The organism is Austwickia sp. TVS 96-490-7B, assembly GCF_019331795.1.
Taxonomy (GTDB): Bacteria; Actinomycetota; Actinomycetes; order Actinomycetales; family Dermatophilaceae; genus Austwickia.
Genome location: NZ_JAHPZL010000004.1, coordinates 36,529 through 53,769 on the forward strand (window position 1 = coordinate 36,529; position 17,241 = coordinate 53,769).

At 58.4% G+C, this 17,241-nt stretch carries 17 protein-coding genes; 8 read left to right on the forward strand and 9 right to left on the reverse strand.

Annotated elements, in window-relative coordinates:
* Window positions 1-34 precede the first annotated feature (34 nt).
* A complete protein-coding gene (locus KEM60_RS06080; protein ID WP_255574322.1) occupies window positions 35-1,219 on the forward strand; it encodes a PTS transporter subunit IIC in 1,185 nt (394 codons plus the stop codon).
* 78 nt (window positions 1,220-1,297) lie between these two features.
* On the opposite strand, the gene KEM60_RS06085 is transcribed toward KEM60_RS06080, so the two are convergent.
* The 5 genes from KEM60_RS06085 to KEM60_RS06105 all read right to left on the reverse strand — a co-directional run bounded on the left by KEM60_RS06085 (window position 1,298) and on the right by KEM60_RS06105 (window position 5,532).
* Window positions 1,298-1,996: a DUF1345 domain-containing protein gene (locus KEM60_RS06085; protein WP_219106642.1), complete on the reverse strand. Its 699-nt coding sequence runs from the start codon at window positions 1,994-1,996 to the stop codon at window positions 1,298-1,300.
* Between the two features lie 266 nt (window positions 1,997-2,262).
* A complete protein-coding gene (locus KEM60_RS06090; protein ID WP_219106643.1) occupies window positions 2,263-3,336 on the reverse strand; it encodes an alkene reductase in 1,074 nt (357 codons plus the stop codon).
* Window positions 3,337-3,394: 58 nt separating this feature from the next.
* Window positions 3,395-4,402, reverse strand: a complete 1,008-nt coding sequence (locus tag KEM60_RS06095) for an NADP-dependent oxidoreductase (RefSeq protein ID WP_219106644.1) — start codon at window positions 4,400-4,402, stop codon at window positions 3,395-3,397.
* A gap of 118 nt (window positions 4,403-4,520) precedes the next feature.
* Entirely contained in the window at window positions 4,521-4,943 is a 423-nt protein-coding gene (locus KEM60_RS06100) for an organic hydroperoxide resistance protein (RefSeq protein WP_219106645.1), read from the reverse strand.
* Between the two features lie 130 nt (window positions 4,944-5,073).
* Complete coding sequence (locus tag KEM60_RS06105; protein ID WP_219106646.1) at window positions 5,074-5,532, reverse strand: MarR family winged helix-turn-helix transcriptional regulator; 459 nt, start codon at window positions 5,530-5,532, stop codon at window positions 5,074-5,076.
* 170 nt (window positions 5,533-5,702) lie between these two features.
* Between KEM60_RS06105 and KEM60_RS06110 the strand changes: the two genes are divergently transcribed.
* The 4 genes from KEM60_RS06110 (at window position 5,703) to metA (ending at window position 9,316) form a co-directional block, all read left to right on the forward strand.
* Entirely contained in the window at window positions 5,703-6,053 is a 351-nt protein-coding gene (locus tag KEM60_RS06110) for a metalloregulator ArsR/SmtB family transcription factor (protein ID WP_219106647.1), read from the forward strand.
* Window positions 6,050-7,018, forward strand: a complete 969-nt coding sequence (locus KEM60_RS06115; RefSeq protein ID WP_219106648.1) for a cation diffusion facilitator family transporter — start codon at window positions 6,050-6,052, stop codon at window positions 7,016-7,018. The genes KEM60_RS06110 and KEM60_RS06115 overlap by 4 nt, the downstream gene beginning before the upstream one ends.
* Before the next feature lie 61 nt (window positions 7,019-7,079).
* Window positions 7,080-8,246 carry a methyltransferase domain-containing protein gene (locus KEM60_RS06120; RefSeq protein WP_219106649.1) on the forward strand — a complete coding sequence of 389 codons (1,167 nt, stop codon included), beginning with the start codon at window positions 7,080-7,082 and terminating at the stop codon, window positions 8,244-8,246.
* A gap of 143 nt (window positions 8,247-8,389) precedes the next feature.
* On the forward strand, window positions 8,390-9,316 hold the full coding sequence (metA, locus tag KEM60_RS06125; protein ID WP_219106911.1) for a homoserine O-succinyltransferase: 927 nt from the start codon (window positions 8,390-8,392) through the stop codon (window positions 9,314-9,316).
* A gap of 32 nt (window positions 9,317-9,348) precedes the next feature.
* Here metA and KEM60_RS06130 read toward each other — a convergent pair whose 3' ends face one another.
* The 4 genes from KEM60_RS06130 to KEM60_RS06145 all read right to left on the reverse strand — a co-directional run bounded on the left by KEM60_RS06130 (window position 9,349) and on the right by KEM60_RS06145 (window position 13,669).
* A complete protein-coding gene (locus KEM60_RS06130) occupies window positions 9,349-10,584 on the reverse strand; it encodes a S8 family serine peptidase (RefSeq protein ID WP_370626308.1) in 1,236 nt (411 codons plus the stop codon).
* Window positions 10,585-10,587: 3 nt separating this feature from the next.
* Window positions 10,588-11,823 carry a S8 family serine peptidase gene (locus KEM60_RS06135; RefSeq protein ID WP_370626309.1) on the reverse strand — a complete coding sequence of 412 codons (1,236 nt, stop codon included), beginning with the start codon at window positions 11,821-11,823 and terminating at the stop codon, window positions 10,588-10,590.
* 122 nt (window positions 11,824-11,945) lie between these two features.
* The gene (locus KEM60_RS06140) at window positions 11,946-12,284 is read right to left on the reverse strand and encodes a hypothetical protein (protein WP_219106652.1); all 339 of its coding nucleotides are present in this window, start codon (window positions 12,282-12,284) and stop codon (window positions 11,946-11,948) included.
* A gap of 14 nt (window positions 12,285-12,298) precedes the next feature.
* Entirely contained in the window at window positions 12,299-13,669 is a 1,371-nt protein-coding gene (locus tag KEM60_RS06145) for a hypothetical protein (protein WP_219106653.1), read from the reverse strand.
* A gap of 238 nt (window positions 13,670-13,907) precedes the next feature.
* On the opposite strand from KEM60_RS06145, the gene KEM60_RS06150 reads away from it, so the two are divergent.
* From KEM60_RS06150 to KEM60_RS06160, 3 genes are read left to right on the forward strand one after another with little or no spacing between them, the layout of a single operon-like run.
* Window positions 13,908-14,615 (forward strand): hypothetical protein, encoded by a 708-nt coding sequence (locus KEM60_RS06150; RefSeq protein WP_219106654.1) that lies wholly within the window; start codon window positions 13,908-13,910, stop codon window positions 14,613-14,615.
* Window positions 14,616-14,629: 14 nt separating this feature from the next.
* Window positions 14,630-14,926, forward strand: coding sequence for a hypothetical protein (locus KEM60_RS06155; protein WP_219106655.1), 297 nt, complete (start codon window positions 14,630-14,632; stop codon window positions 14,924-14,926).
* A 7-nt stretch (window positions 14,927-14,933) separates the two neighbouring features.
* The gene (locus KEM60_RS06160; protein ID WP_219106656.1) at window positions 14,934-16,868 is read left to right on the forward strand and encodes an alpha/beta hydrolase; all 1,935 of its coding nucleotides are present in this window, start codon (window positions 14,934-14,936) and stop codon (window positions 16,866-16,868) included.
* The last annotated feature ends 373 nt before the right edge of the window (window positions 16,869-17,241 follow it).

The window sequence follows — 17,241 nt, forward strand, 5'->3', positions numbered from 1 at the left end:
ATCGTTCCCACGATTTTTCCGACCAGGTGATCCCATGACGCAGACTTCCGACGTTGGGGTCCTCGACCGGTCCGGCACCGACCCGGAGCAGCCTCACAAGGGCAGTTCCGCGGCCACGCCGGGTGCCCAGGCAGCCGACGCGCCGACCGACCGAGAGACCTCGGCCATTCCTCCCGTACGACGCCTGACCGCGATGGCCTTCACCATGAACGTCCTCAACGGCATGGCCTTGGGAGTCATCATCTCCCTCATCCCTGGTGCGTTCCTCGGCGAACTTCTCAAGGCTGTCGTCCCCCACGCTCCCTGGTTGGCAGTCGTCCTTCAGGCAACCACCATGTCGACCTCAATGATGGCTGTCGTCATTGGTTTCCTCGTCGGATTGAATTTCTCCTTCACCCCGATCGAGTCCGCATCCATCGCCATCGCCACCCAGTTCGCTGCGGGCGCGATGGTCGTCAAAGACGGCGTGATGACCCTCAAAGGCACCGGTGATGTCATCACCATGGGGTTGACCGCGGCCTTGGCCGCCGGTCTGGTGCTGCTCATCGGCGAAAAGACCCGGACCTATTCGATTCTGGTCGTTCCCGTGACCGTTGTGGTCGTCGCGGGTGTGGCGGGCCGGATCCTCTTGCCTTATGACATGGCGATCACCGCGGCTATCGGTCGCGGCGTTGAGCACCTGCTGACCCTGCAGCCGGTGGTGATGGCGATGCTGATCGCTCTGGTCTTCTCCGTGCTGATCCTCTCCCCTGTCACCACCGTGGGTATCGCTCTGGCGATTTCCATCTCCGGCATTGGCGCTGGCGCCGCCAACCTGGGGGTCTGTGCCGCCGGGTTCGGTTTTGCGATCCTCGGCTGGCGGGTCAACGGTCCTGGGGTGAGTGTGGCGCACTTCCTGGGTTCGCCGAAGATGTCCATGGCCACGTTCTTGTCCCGCCCGAAGGTCGCCATCCCCTCCATGTGCAGCGCGATCGTGTGTGGGTTGGTCGGGGTGCTCCTCGGCATCGATGGCACTCCGATGAGCGCTGGCTTCGGGTGGGCCGGTGGGGTCGGGCCGTTGTCCTTCATGAGCTCCCACGGCTGGCAGGTCGACGCGGTCCTCAAGGGGTTGGTTGCTTTCGTCGCCGCTCCGGTCGGATTCGGGTTGCTGTTCAACCACGTGTTCAAGCGGGTTGTCCCCCTGGTCGCCGATGAGGATTACCGACTGCATCTCGACTGAACAGACAGCTTCGTACGTCGACGCGCGGTGGGCGGCTCCTTTCCCGGGGGCCGCCCACCGCGCGTCGTGGTGTCGCGGTTAGCCGCCAGTCAGCATCTTGAAGGCCACCGCGAGCACCACAGCGTTGTAGAAGAAAGCAATGACGCTGTGCCCCATGACCACCCATCGCATCCGGCGCCGGTTGACGTCGACATCTGAGGTCGCGAAGGTGGTGCCAACGGTAAATGAGAAGTACATGAAGTCGACCGTCCGGGGATGGTCGATGTGCGAGAACCCCAGCCCTGCGTCGCCGAGTTGGCGATAGAGCAGGGAGTAGCGCAACCCATAACTGGTGTGTAAGAACAGCCAGGCGAGGACCATGGTCAGGCCACCCACCACTTTGACTGCGAGGGCATCGGCGTCTTTGCCTTGGCCGAGGACGACGACGCTGACGGAGGCGCCGAGGCCAAGGACACTGGTGAGCAGGGGCATCACGGTGCGCAGGGAAGCTTGGAATCTGCTGCTGAGTCCGGCGGTACGTCGGCTGCGTCGGTCGTGTTCTCGGGGATCGTCGTCGAGGTGGTCTTGGCCGTCTCGTCGGCCTTTGTCGAGGAGCCGGACACCGATTCCGAGGTAGAGCATGGCGAGGAGATTCCAGATGAGCAGCAGGCCGAGGGCGTCGATCCAAGGAAGCTCGAGGAACACGAGGAGGCCGACAGCGGCGAGGGTGGTTTCGACGACGATGCCGACGTTCGCCCAGGCTCGTCGGTGACGACGTCTGGTGGGGGTGGGCGGCATGTCGTGTCCTTTCACTGGGATGTGCAGCCGGGGCAGTCAGCGGCCGGGGTCATTGTGTCTTGCTTGTCCGGGTGATGCGTTGCGCTGGCGTACAGGTCACGTCCAGGAGAGCAGGTGTTGTAGCTCAGATCGGCTACGGGTGGAGTGGTCCAAGGTTCAGGGCATGACGACGGCGCCGGATCCTTCGCCCCGTCTGGGGTGAGGGATCCGGCGCCGTGGAGGGTGATCAGCCGGGTGGGGCCGGTGTCACCTGGTCATCGTGAGTGTCAGGCGTTGAGGGCGGGGTAGTCGATGTAGCCCTTGGCGCCGGGGGTGTAGAAGGTGTTGGGGTCGAGGTCATTCAGGGGGGCTCCGGTGCGCCAGCGCTCGACGAGGTCGGGGTTTCCGATGAACGGGCGACCGACGGCGACGGCGTCGCCGAGGTCGCGGCCGAGCAGGTCGGCGACCTCTTCGAGGGTGGTGATGGTGGCGAAGCCGGAGTTGATGAGCACTGGACCACCGAAGCGGCGGCGCAGGTCCTGAGTGAGTTCACCATCTGGCGGGGCGAGGATGCTCAGGTAGGCCAGGCCGAGGTCGGCGATGCTGTCGACGAGGTGGCCGTAGGTGGTGGCGGTGGCGACCGGGTCGTCCTCGATGACGCCTTGGATGTTGTGGGCCGGGGAGATGCGCAATCCGACCTTGGCTGCGCCGATGGCGTCGGCGACGGCGCGGACGACCTCGATGGTGAGGCGGGCGCGGTTCTCCGGGGAGCCACCATAGTTGTCGTCGCGGTGGTTGCTGGAGGTGCCGAGGAACTGGTGCAGCAGGTAGCCGTTGGCGGAGTGGATTTCCACACCGTCGAGGCCTGCTTCGATGGCGTTGCGGGCTGCCTGCACGAACTCTTCGATGATCCCGGGGATCTCGTCGGTGTCCAGGGCGCGCGGGACAGCGTGGTCCTGCATGCCGGTGGCGGTGACGATCTGGCCGGGTGCCTGGATGGCGCTCGGCGCGACTGTCTCTAGGCCGTCCTTGTTGTCGGGGTGGGAGATGCGGCCGACATGCATCAGCTGGACGACGATGCGTCCGCCCTTGTCGTGTACGGCGTCGGCGACGAGTTTCCAGCCTGCGACCTGCTCAGCACTGTGCAGACCGGGGCTGCGCCAATAGCCTTGGCCGACGGCGCTGGGCTGGGTGCCTTCGGCGATGATCAGGCCGGCGGTGGCGCGCTGCGCGTAGTACTCGGCGTTCATCTCGTTGGGGACGCCGTGGTCACCGGCGCGGCTGCGTGTCAGCGGGGCCATCACAAAACGCTGGGGAAGGTCCCAGTTGCCGATGCGGACCGGCTCGAAGGGGGTCGACATGGTTGTCTCTCCTGTGGTCTAGGGAAGGTAACGGCGTGGGAAGGGGCGTCTAGCCAGCTCAGAGACGGACGATCATCTTGCCAGTGTTGGCGCCGCCGAGCATGTCGATGAAGGCTTGGGGGGCGTTGTCGACGCCGTCGCGGAAGGTCTCGTCGTAACGGAGCTTGCCCTCGGCGAGCCAGGGGGCGATGTCAGAGACAAACTGGTCGCGCATGTCGGCGTACTTGGAAACGACGAATCCGCGCAGGGTGAGGCGCTTGCCGATGGCCTGGACGAGGTTGCGGGGGCCAGCTGGCGCGTCGACAGAGTTGTACTGGGAGATGGCACCGCAGAGGGCGACACGACCGTCGATACGCAGTGCGGAGAGCGCCGCTTCGAGGTGTTCGCCGCCGACGTTGTCGAAGTAGACATCGATGCCCTCGGGGGCAGCTTCGTTGAGGCGGTCGAGGACGGGGCCATCGTGGTAGTTGAAGGCGGCGTCGAATCCGAGTTCGAGCAGACGGGCGACCTTCTCGGGGGTGCCGGCGCTGCCGATGACGCGGGAGGCGCCCTTCAGCTTGGCGATCTGGCCGACGAGGGCGCCGACGGCACCTGCGGCGCCGGAGACGAAAACGGTGTCACCGGGCGCGAATTCAGCGGCGGCGAGCAGACCTGCGTAGGCAGTCAGACCGGGCATGCCGAGGATGCCGAGGTACGCCGATGCGGGGGCGATGGTGGTGTCGACGACGGTGACCTGGTCGGCGCCGAGGATAGCGTGCTCGCGCCAGCCGAGGCTGTGCAGCACCGTGGTGCCGACGGGCAGCGCGTCAGCGGTGGAGGCGATGACCTCACCGACGGCGCCGCCTTCGAGGGGCGCGTCAACCTGGAATGGCGGCACGTAGGACTTGACGTCGTTCATGCGGCCACGCATATAGGGGTCGACGGACATGACGGTGTTGCGGACGAGGACCTGGTTCGCGTCGAGTTCAGGCAGGTCAGCAGTCTCGAGGCGGAAGTTTTCCGGGGTGGGCCAGCCCTGAGGGCGGGCGGCCAGCACGATCTGTCGGGTCGTGGTGGGGATGCTCATGGTTGCTCCTGAAAGTTCGTCGGCTGGGGTACGTCCGGGAGGTGCGTCCGGGAGGTGCGTCCGGAGCCTGCCGATCGATGGCTGGGGGATCGACAGGCCCCGGACGCTGGGGGGAGGGTCAGTCCTGGGCGACGGTCACAGTGACGTCGATGTTGCCGCGGACGGCGTTGGAGTACGGGCAGACCTGGTGTGCCTTGTCGGCGAGGGCCTGCGCCTGCTCCTGGGGCAGGTCAGGGATGACCACCTCAAGGGCGACGGTGAGCGCGAAACCGCCGGCACCGTTGGGGCCGATGCCGACGCGGGCACCCACGCTGGAGTCACCGAGGTCAGCCTGGGCCTGACGCGCGACGAGCTGCAGAGCTGAGTGGAAGCAAGCGGCGTATCCGGCTGCGAAAAGCTGTTCCGGGTTGGCGCCGTCCCCGGAGCCACCCATCTCTTTCGGGATGGCCAGCTGCAGGTCGACACCGCCGTCCGCGGTGCGGGTACGACCGTTACGGCCTGCTCCGGTAGCGATGGCCTCTGCGGTGTAGAGGGCGTCCATGGTGGTCCTCCTGTTGTGATGCGGTGATGTATTGACGTGTGGGAGAGGCGAGTGCCTCAGGGTGCGCGGACATCACCAGTCGTCGGTTGACGACCAGTGGTCGGCGCTGGGATAGGGAGTGCCCTGCTGGTCAGGCCCGGCAGGGCGGGGGTGTCTCGGCGGCCCGTTCCACGGCTTCGCAGAAGCGCTGCGACAGTGAGCGAAGGGTCTCGACTTCGTCGTCAGTCATGTCGAGTGAGTCATGCAGGCACCGTTGCACCCCAGACACCTGGGATCTGAGGTTGCGACCGGTGTCGGTGAGGTGGATCGTGACGCGGCGTTCGTCGTCGACGCCACGGCGACGTTCGAGGTATCCCAGGTCAGCGAGCCTTTTAAGCAGAGGAGACAGGGTGCCACTGTCGAGGTGGAGCCGTCGTCCCAGCGCCGTGACGGTGATGCCGTCCTCTTCCCAAAGGGCGAGCATCGTCACGAACTGGGTGTAGGTCAGACCAAGCTCGGACAGCGCACTGCGGTAGGCCCCCGAGGCAGCGCGGGCCGCCGAGTAGAGCGCGAAGCAGAGCTGGTTGTCCAGCGCTAGGTCTCGTTCCATGTCCCCTACTGTGCCACACCAGTGAGTGAGGCGCAATTCGATTGCACACAATTTTATTGCCCACTGCTCAGCAAGGGGTGGAGCTCACATCACGACGACCTTCCACCGAGCCAACCCACCACTCCCCGCAGCAAGGCGCATCGCCCCGCGAATCGTTTTAGAGTTTGCGTATGCATGCAACTACGCAACCACCGATATGGAGTGAGGACGTCGTCACCCTCGCCGTCGAAGTGCTCCGCGTCCTGGCCGACCCGACCCGCCTCCAGATCGCCGGCCTGCTCCTCGACGACGAATCCTCCGTCTCCGACCTCGCAGCCCGCGTCGAACGCCCCATCCCCGGCGTCTCCCAGCACCTCGCCAAAATGCGCATGGCCCGCATCGTCACCAGCCGCCGCCAAGGCAATCTCGTCCTCTACCGCGTCAACAACGACCACGTCCGCCAACTCATCGTCGACACCATCGGCCACGTCGAACACCTCCTCGACGCCGTCCCCGCCCACCACCTCACGGACCAGCCATGAGACACCGCCTCCGCCACCTGAGACACCACCTCCAGCACATCCTGTCCGCTCTGACCGGCGGCCACTCCCACGACCACGCCGACCACCTCGACGACGCCCTCGAAACTCACCACGCCGGACGACACGTCTTGACCTGGTCTCTCATCGCACTCGCTCTGACGGCGACCTTGCAGGCCGGGGTCGCGGCCCTGTCTGGATCAGTCGCTCTCCTGGGCGACACCTTGCACAATGTCGCAGACGCGTTGACCGCCGTACCGCTGTTGATTGCTTTTGCCTGGTCGCGTCGCCCTGCGAACGACCGATTCACCTATGGGTACGGCCGCGCCGAGGATCTGGCGGGTTTATTCGTTGTCGCGATGATCGCCCTGTCCGCGCTGCTCACGGGCTATGAGGCGATCAGTCGTTTCCTCCATCCCCGTCCAGTCACTCATCTGTGGGCCGTCGCTGCTGCTGGCGCCATTGGGTTCCTCGGCAACGAGTTGGTCGCCCGATACCGCATTCGGGTAGGTCGTCGTATCGGCTCGGCAGCGCTCGTCGCAGACGGGATGCATGCCCGCACTGACGGATTCACGTCATTGGCAGTCATTGTCGGTGCTGGTGGGGCGGCGTGGGGCTGGCAGTGGGCTGATCCCCTGGTGGGATTGCTGATCACCGTCGTCATCCTGGGGGTGTTGCGTACGGCGGTCACGCAGGTCGGCGCCCGGTTGATGGATGCCGTGGACCGGGACGTCGTCGACGCCGCCCGGGCAGCCGCTGACACCGTGGACGGGGTCTTGGAGGTGCTGTCCTTGCGGTTGCGGTGGATTGGTCACAGCTTGCATGCGGAGGCCGATGTGGTTGTCGCAGAGGATCTATCTCTCAAGGAGGCGCATGAGGTGGCCCATCGCGTGGAGGCACACATGACCACGTTGGTACGACGGCTGGGGTCGGCCACGATCCATGTCAGTCCGGCGCACGCCCACTAGGTCTGTCCCGCGTCCTCGCGGTCTCCCTCCGCCCCCTGACTCGTCCGGGAGAATCACCGTCGTGCATTGTGACTACGCCGAGGCCGGGACCTGCCGGTCCTGCCCGCATCTGCGGACGCCGTACCCGAGTCAATTAGCCGCTAAGCAGCAGGCGGTGCGAGCTGTGGTGGACAGCCAGGTGAGTGCGGCCTGGGAGGAACCTGTCGGGTCGGTCCCGTCGGGTTTCCGCAGCAAAGCGAAGATGGTGGTGGCGGGAACACCGCAGGAGCCGACCTTCGGAATCCTCGACTCGCAGGGGTACGGCGTGGATTTGCGCTCTTGCGCGTTACTCGGTCCGGCGGCTCGGGCGGCGCTGCCAGTGTTGGCCCAGTTTGTGTCCCGGGTGGGGTTGCGTCCGTACGACGTACCGTCGCGGTCTGGTGAGGTCAAACATGTGCAGGTGATTGAGGACGTCGGGGGCGCTGTCCTGATCCGATGGGTGTTGCGGTCGGAGGGGCAGATCCGCAAGATCCGCGTGGGGTTGCCGTGGCTGATTGAGCAGTTGCGGGGCGTCGGAGTGGCTGCGGTGGTGGTCAGTGTGAATGTGCTGCCGGAGCATAAAGCGGTCCAGGAGGGCGAGCGGGAGGTGGTGCTCACTGAGCAGCAGGTGCTGCCGTTGCGGGTCGGTCCGGTGGTGTTGGCGGTGCATCCGGGGGCGTTTGTGCAGACCAACACGGTGGTGGCGGAAGCGTTGTATGCGCAGGCTGCTCGTTGGATCGCAGAGGTGGGGGCGCGTTCTGTGCTGGATTTGTATTGCGGTGTGGGTGGCTTTGCGTTGAGGGCGGCCCATGAGGTGCCGGGGATCGCTGTCCAGGGGGTGGAGGTCAGCGAGGCTGCAATCGCTGGGGCACGGTGGGGTGCAGAGCAGTTGGGTGTTCCTGCGAGGTTCGTGGTGGGTGACGCGACGGCGTGTGCGGAGTCGATATGTGCTGGGGTGGCCGAGGGTGGTGGCGGGATGGCACCGGATGTGGTGGTGGTGAATCCGCCGCGGCGGGGGCTCGGGCCGAGGTTGGCGGGGGTGTTGGAGGCAGCGCAGGTGCGGGCGGTGGTGTATTCGAGTTGCCATCCGGGGTCGTTGGCGCGTGATGTGGCGGCGATGCCGGGGTGGCGGGTGACCCGAGCTCGACTGTTTGACATGTTTCCGCACACTGATCACGCCGAGGTGTTGACGTTGTTGGAGCGCCGCTAGGTGGCGGGTTGTCGATAGGGTGCGGCAGGCATGGGGCGGGGTGAGACGCCATGTACTGCACGGCGGGTGGCGTTTTAGTCTCGTGATTGTCGGTCGTGCAGCGGTGAGCTGTCCGTGGAATCGCACGTTGGGTGGTGACGGATGTGCCGGTAAACATTCCTCAGGGTCTGCCTGCTCGGGTCCGCTTGGAAGCGGAGAACGTGTTTACGATGCCGGAGGATCGCGCTGATCGTCAGGACATCAGGCCGTTGCAGGTGGCGATGGTGAATTTGATGCCGACGAAGGAGGACACGGAGACGCAGGTGCTGCGCCTGTTGAGCAATTCGCCGTTGCAGGTGGAGTTCACGTTGTTGCGGATGGGGTCGCACGAGTCTCGCCACACGTCTGAGGAGCATCTCCGCACTTTTTATTCAACTTTTGATGAGGTGGCGGGTGAGAATTTTGATGGGTTGATCATCACGGGGGCACCGGTGGAGTTGATGGAGTTTGATCAGGTCGATTATTGGTCTGAGTTGGTGGAGATCATGGATTGGTCGCGTGAGCACGTTTTTTCGACGTTGCACACGTGTTGGGGCGCTCAGGCAGGCTTGTTTCATCATTATGGGATCCCGAAGTATGAGTTGGGATCGAAGATGTTTGGGGTGTTTGAGCATGAGGTGTTGTTGCCTCATTCTCCGATTGTGCGGGGCTTTGATGAGGGGTTCGCGGCGCCGCATTCTCGGCATACGTCGGTGGCTCGGGAGCATGTTGATGCTGTTCCGGGGCTGGATGTGGTGGCGGTGTCGCTGGAGGCGGGGGTGTATTTGGTGACGAGCGAGGATCAGCGTCAGATTTTTGTGACGGGCCATCCTGAGTATGACCGGGATACGTTACGTACGGAGTATGAGCGTGACGTGTTGCGGGGGTTGCCGGTGTCTGTCCCGGCGCATTATTTTCCAGGCGATGACCCTGCGGGGCTTCCGCGGATGAGGTGGCGGAGTCATGCTTTTTTGCTGTATGCGAATTGGTTGAATTATTACGTGTATCAGCGCACGCCGTATGATTTGTCAATGATTTCTGGGGCGGAGTAGGCGTGTAGTTTGTCTGGGTCAGACTGGTGGCGTTAGTGCTGGCGTCGTCGGCCGAAGATCACGGCGAGGACCACTCCGATGACAGCTGCCGTGCCGAGTCCGCCGCCGATCCAGACTCGCTTGTCGTTGAGTATCCCCGCTGGTTCCGCATTCAGCCCTGTCGCTGAACACGTCGGCTTAAACTCCGGATCCCACTCCCCCATCGACCGCACTCCTTTCACATCCCGAGTACCATCCACACAGTCATCACCAAGCTGCCCTAACGGATTCGCCGCTACCGGTGGCACATCCGCAGTCAACGCCGCATACGCATCGACCACACCCCACCCGCACTGCGGAGTCGGCACCGCGCCCTCTCCCGACTTCTTCGCCGTCTTCAACACCCTATTCACCACATTCGCCGCATCCATCTGCGGATACTTCGCCCGAACAGCCGCCACCACCCCTGCAACCACAGACGTCGCAATCGACGTCCCATCAGAATTTGTATACCCCCCACCAGGAACAGCCTGAGGCACACCCACTTCCGGCTTAGCAGACTTCGCATAAGGCCCACACAGGGCAACACCCATCGTTATTTTATCTCCGTTGGCCCTTGTCACTGGAGCGCCAAAATTGGCCCGGGGATCCAACTGATTATTTTCATCTACACCAGAGACGGAAATAGTGCCAAAATTGGCGCCCCAGGATATATCACCCTCAACCCCATCATTCCCCGAAGAACCAACTACAACCACGTCTTTCTTTTGAGCATATTCGACGGCATCTATTTTATGCGTAGCCCCACCTGATCTTGATACACTAATAACTTTTGCACCTTTATCCACGCAGTGCTTGATGGCGGTTCCTTCTATTGGCTGAGAGGTTGATTTATGCTCGCTCCTACTCGGAACAGTCACACTGATAATGTCACTATTTGGTGCAGCTCCCAGCAAGCCGCTTTGGCCGTTTCCAACAATATTAACTGTCATGGCAGTTCCATGACCATCAAGAGGCTTAAGCCCATCCGGCGCCCCCTTTCCGGACAGGTCAGTACCATCAACAAACTTTACTCCAGCTAGATCTGGATGCTTTGCATCAACCCCGGTATCGACAACACAAACCCGCACCCCTTCCCCCTTAGAAATTGATAAAGATCGAGTGATCCCCATGCCCTCGGCCCACCACTGCCCCTCTTTAGGCGATGTAGCCGATGCAGGTCCACTTGCCGCCGCACCAAGACAGCAAGCCATGGCAGCAGCAGGCACATATCGGCGGTGAGAGAACATTTGTTATCCGTGCCTACGTCGACGACCAAAGATCACGGCGAGGACCACTCCGATGACAGCTGCCGTGCCGAGTCCGCCGCCGATCCAGACTCGCTTGTCGTTGAGTATCCCCGCTGGTTCCGCATTCAGACCTGTCGCTGAACACGTCGGCTTAAACTCCGGATCCCACTCCCCCATCGACCGCACCCCCTTCACACCCCGAGCATCATCCACACAGTCGCCACCAAGCTGCCCTAACGGATTCGCCGCCACCGGCGGCACATCCGCAGTCAACGCCGCATACGCATCCACCACACCCCACCCACACTGCGGAGTCGGCACCACACCCTCTCCCGACTTCTTCGCCGTCTTCAACACCCTATTCACCACATTCGCCGCATCCATCTGCGGATACTTCGCCCGAACAGCCGCCACCACCCCCGACACCACAGACGTCGCAATCGACGTCCCTGAAGTCTGTTTATATCCACCACCAGGAATAGCCATAGGCACACCGATCCTTGGTTTAGCAGACGTCGCATAAGGTCCGCATACGGCAACACCCATGTACTGCACTTTTCCTGCTGGGTTCGTCTCAGCTTCTGAGAAATTGGACTGCGGATCGAGTTGAAAATCTTGATCTACGCCAGCAACTGCAAGCATGCCGAAATTAGCCCTCCAGCTAATACCGTTCCTTACACCGTCATTACCTGCCCCCCCCACCACAACAACATCTTTTTCTTGGGCATGCTGGATTGCCTTATATTTTCGAATATACCCACCAGATTTTGAGATATTAATCACTCTAGCGCCATGATCTACGCAGTATTCGACCGCTGCATCATAAAAAGACTCATCGTGTAGCTTTTCTTCAAAATGACCAGGAATGCTGACGCTAATGATGCTACTTTTTGGCGCGGCGCCTAGCAATCCATTGGCGTTAGATCCAGCAATATTTACGGCCATTCCGGTCCCATGGTCATTTAGTGGCTTAAGTCCATTCGGCGCTCCCTGACTCGTCAGGTCAGTCCCATCCACAAAATTTACACCAGCTAGATCCGGATGCTTTGCATCAACCCCGGTATCGACGAGACAAACCCGCACCCCTTCCCCCTTGGAAATTGATAAAGAACGAGTGATCCCCATGCCCTCGGCCCACCACTGCCCCTCCTTAGGCGATAAGGCAAACGCAGAACTCCAGGAAGATACACATATGCAGTATATTATAATAGTAGCGCCGATCTTTTTTCTACGCTGCATTATCTATCCCCTAATCACAGGATTATAAACACTCATCGCATTTAATCAGCGACTAGATTGTGCACGGTCTTAAACCAAGGGTAGTCTTGTCTTTCATGTTGCATACCAAGAAAGAAATGCCATTAGGATAAAGTGGAGGTTTGCATGAATTCAATGGCGGCCTGATCGTCTTCATTGCGATAACTTTTATAGGAGTCCGCCATTCCTAAGAGGTGTAGCTTCACTTGGTTATCCACATTTTGGAGTTTTTGCTTGACACCGCGGGTCGAAATTTGGACATGATTCCAGGAATCCTGAGCTTCCGTTAGCTCTCCCCCAGCATTTTTTGGGATTGAGGAAATAAAAGAATCAATTTTCTGAATTTCTTTTTGAAGTTCCAAATGAAGATCATAGAGTTTTCCATAAGTCAACCGATATTGATCAAGGTCGATTGAAAACCCGCCTGCGTTTTGCCCACTCATGCCAATATCCTTTGTCAGTCGTTGTCGTCGAGAAGTTCGTCACCGAGCACTGCAGGTGCAGCCCACTGAGGAGCGCCCCACAGCTCGTCTGTCGGCAGCAAGTATTCTGGCCGGTGCTTCAGCTCTTGTTCTTCATCCCTATTCGCACCGCGTCCACCCATCGGCGCGTTGCTGCCACCAGTGGCGCGCCCCCCAGACTCGGTCACAGACTGGAACCTTGCGCCTTCAGACATCGCACCCCCGCCACCGGGACGGCCAAAACCAGCACCACGAGCATTAGTCCCGGTGTTTCCAGGACTTGGCTCTCCCCCAAAGGCGCCACGACCAAGACCACCTCGCGTCATTCCTTCACCGACAGGTGCGCTGCCGATGCTTCCAGGAACCCCACGGGCACCGATCCCTTGATTAGCAGCCCATCCTCCAGCTCCTGACGCAGCACCACCTGCAGAGCTCCAGCCCGCTGCCACGCCACCAGCACCTATCGCAGCAGCACCGCCCACCGCAGCAATAGCACCGGCATTGCCATGTCGAGTGACACCCCCCGAAACCTCCCCAGAACTTCCTGCAACAGAACCGCTGCCAGATACACCATCAGCATTGCTTGATGGAGCCCAGCCCGCCGACCCAAAACTCCCACCATTATCAGGAATAGCACCAGCTCCCTGCGTACCCCAAGGACTCGTCGCACCAACACCTCCCGAACCTGCAGTGGATGCGCTCGACCCCGCTCTAGTTGAAACGTTTCCAACTCCAGTGGCGTGATGACTTCCTGCCCCCCCCAAGCTAGCGACAGGTGCGCCACCCTCGCTGCGGAAAAACATCGTGCCATCGCCTAAAATTTCCGCAGGACCTGATGGCGATGCAGGATGCGCAATGGCCTCCAAAGAAGCGGGCGGCTCATTGGCTGGACCTGATTCAATATCTTCTAAAAAAATAGCTATTTTTGAACCATAAGATGATGCATCGTTGCCCATCTTCTGCACCTCGGCGAGAATGGCCTTTCGCTCATTCTCAGCTTGTTGCCTCTGGGCCCAATAATTTGCAGCAGTCCCACCCAGTAAAGCTATAGGACTGATACCACCAAACGCGGAACTAGTTTTCATGGCATCGACGATGCTGGGATCAGAGACCGGCATCGCGCTGATCTTGTCGCGCGCGCTACTCATCGAAGTACCGAAGTCACCGACAGTGCCACCAAAGGACTTGCTGGTGTCTGCGGTCTTCGTGCCCACCTCACGCGCCTTGGTGTTGCTGATCATCGCCTGATCAGCAGCTTTACCGCTCCAGCCTTCTGCAGCGAATCGCGCCATCTGGTCATGGAACTGGTTGCTCAGCTCATCCAGACGTTTTGCGGACTCCTGGAACTGCTTCATCACAGACGCCATGGGTCCTGGGTCGACGCTACGGGCGATCGCCTGCAGCTTTCTCGCATCGAGTCCGTCATAAGATCCCACGAAGCCTCCCCTGTCACTGAGTAACTGGTGCCGCAACTACCACATCTGTCACAGAACCCCTAGTGAGGGCTACCCTACACTGTCTTGCCACTGTGCGGCCTAGGATCGTCCACACCTGAGAAATTGAGATAGCTTCTCACGTGATGAGACTTCACATCCCTCCCACCTGATGACCCTGCAACCCCTGGAGAAAGCCATCAGATCTACAAGACTGGCTACCGGAATTTGCATACTTTCTTTGGTCGCAATGATCACCAGATGCAGCGCTGGGGTGCCCCACGGCGCAGGAATCGACCCTGGGAAGACACTTCACACCGAATCATTAGACCCTAACAGGCCACCGGAACCCCTGACAGATGTTCCCATCAATCCATATAAAGCATATCCGATAATTCATAAACGAATGATAAATGACCTTGATGCGATTTTAAGTCAGGCGCGATTTACTATTCATGAAGCGGAATTGACTCAATATAATTACCAGGAAATTGAGCAACCATATTTGCGCACCGCGTTTTATGGGAAAGACTCCCTCGATGTCCATGGAATAAGTGAAAATCTTACTCGAGCTGCCAGCGCTCTCGGCTGGCAACAAATGGGAGAAAAGAATTCACTGAGATTCAGGAAGGGATCCTTCTTCCTGATCGGGACATTCTCTTTAATGAAATCTAGCAAGATTGAAATAGATACTAAGTGGTATCCATTTTTTTCAGTTTCGCTATACACGGCATATTGGCCGCATTATTCAAATAAAACTTCCGGCCGAGGAATAATACCTGTAGGTTGCCAAATGTTCGGCCTGGAAAAACATATTGTGAAACTTCCCGGCGAAATAAAAGTTAGCATTTGTCACTCCTACAAAAATTATTTTTCATGATAAAGGAGCTCAATGTGAATTCTTTTTTTACGGATACCGAGGGTATGCGACACTCCGCTAAAGCTGCGGATAGCGCCGCGGAGAAAGTCAGGCAGGTCAAAGTTTCTTCATCATTATCAAAAATACAGTCAGGCCTCATAGGAGCAGCTAGTGCTAGTACTGCTTTAACTTTAGGTGAGCACCTCGACAAGAGGTTAACTACGTGGTCAAATTCCACCAAAGACTTTGCTAAAAAAATCGAAGATTCGGTACGTGAATATGAGAATATCGAGTCTCTGACACAAGGACAGTTCAATCAACTTAGGCGGTAAAAAGCTGATGCAAAGTAAAGCCACACCGACTGGCAGCAATCTTTCGTGGAAAGACGTCAAGACCTGGAAAAAATCCCTGCTCGAAGAATTTGGAAATGGAATTAAATCTGACATAGATCGACTTCTGCGTTGCCAGGATGACCTTACGGCAATTAAAGCTGATGGAAAATGGGCGGGAGCAGCAGCCAATAAGGCACGAGAAGAAAGCGGTAAAATTGACGACCAACTTAAAGATATTGTAGCCACTTTGAGTGCCATGCAGAAAGGAATATATCGGGCTAGCGACGAGTTGGGGGGCTTAGAAGATTCCATAAAGAACGTTCTGTCATTTTGCGACTCTCACCAATTCAGCGTTTCAGATCATGGCCAGGTTTCTGACACATCCGCCTCGCGCACATTTCCTTCTGCACAAAGTGCCAATGACTGGAAGAAAGACAGACAAGATCGAGCTCGCACCCTCCAAAATGATGTCGACCGTATCATTAAGCGAGCCCACGAGATTGATTCTGGTCTTGATTACATCTTCAATGAAGTTTTCAAAGGTATCGATGATAAAGGAAAAACTACTCTTTCAGATGCCAGAGCCGAAGGTAACAGAGCTGTCCGGAGTTCAGCTTTACAGGAAGCTCTTGCAGCCTCGAAGCGGAGCGAAATTCCTTCAGATCCACGTGAAGTACGCGATTTTTGGAACAATCTCAGTGAAGAGTTGAAAGCACGCCTTATCGCTGAAGATCCCCGCAAAATTGGCAATCTCAATGGAATACCAACCGTTGATCGAGACGCAGCCAACCGTAAATACCATGAAACAAGGCGCGAGCATTATCGACAACTTTTCACACGGGCAGGCCTTCCTGTCGAATATACATTCAAGGGCCCAGGGGACCTGGAGCGGTTCAAAGAAGGGACATCCCGGGACAAAAACGCTAAAAAATGGGACGATCTCAATTTTCCAGAGGGCACGAATCGTGATACCATCTACAATGAATTCTTATCCTGCTTAAAAGTGGAAGAATCGCTAAATAACCCCGGGAAAGATTTAAAATCTAAGGCTCCGAGATATCTATTGGCATACGACCTCGAGGCCTACGGATCCAAGGGCCGTTGTGCTATTGCATATGGTAATCCAGACACAGCCAAGAATGTAGCTGTGTGCATACCAGGACTCAACTCATCTGTGACTAAAATGAATGAAATTTGTGCTGATGCAGACGCTCTCCAGGCTGGTGCAACATATGTAGCGCCTTCAGAAAGTACTGCGGTTATCGCGTGGCAGGGTTACCAAACCCCTGGCCTGGGGACGGTGGCCTCTCAACATAGAGCGGAAGCTGGAGCGAAACTCCTTAGTCAAGATGTGGCAGCGCTTCGAGTCAATTCTGCTCCCGACGCGCGATTCACTGTCATCGGACATTCCTATGGGAGCACCACAACGGGTTTAGCATTGCACCAAGAAGGCCTAGCAAAACATGTAGATAATGCGGTCCTCCTCGGTAGTCCAGGTGCCGGCAGTGGTGTTAACAACGTCAAAGATCTTCACATGAGCTCTGACCATGTCTTTATTGGTTCAGCGAGTAATGACCCCGTCACTAACATGAATCAAACTTTGGGTAGTGACCCCGCTACCAAAGACTTCGGTGCAACTAGAATTAAAGCCGAAAACACTACTTTGAAGGAGGGGTTGGATCGTATCCATGGCTGGAGCAATCACTCTTTGTACTACGATTATGACAAAGGCATGCACGGCGAAGATTTTCAAATTAATAAGAACAAAGGTGAAGCATTAAGGTCCGTCGAAAGAATAGTCACCGGTCGTAGTGGTGATCTTGGTCGGGAAGACTTATTGGCACCCCACCGTGAAGAATTATCTCCTCCGGTAGGAACCACTGAGTTCCCCCACAAACCAACCAAATTTGATCCAGAAGCGCACCGGCACCTCAATCGTTAATCATCACCGTTCATGGAAGGCGACAAGTCATTGATGCGCCACCTAAAATTCCCGAACAAATATGTGATCACTACGGCGGCACTCGCTGTGGCACTATTGGCATTCAGCTTCCCCTTTCCAGTGATTCCCAAGTCGGAACCATCACCGACCATCACCATCAACGGAAAACCTGAGCCTAACCTATATTACAGACCTGAATCATACAGCTGGCTTCCCGACGAACAGTTCCAGGCTTTTAATATAGTTAGGGCGTTATTCACGAGGCATTTCCAGGTCATTCTTGGCTACCAGCCAAGTCGATAGAGCTCGAGTCGGGTAATGACGGCAATGATATCGGGGAGTTCTGTGAGTCTGCCTCGATAGCCAGTGGCGA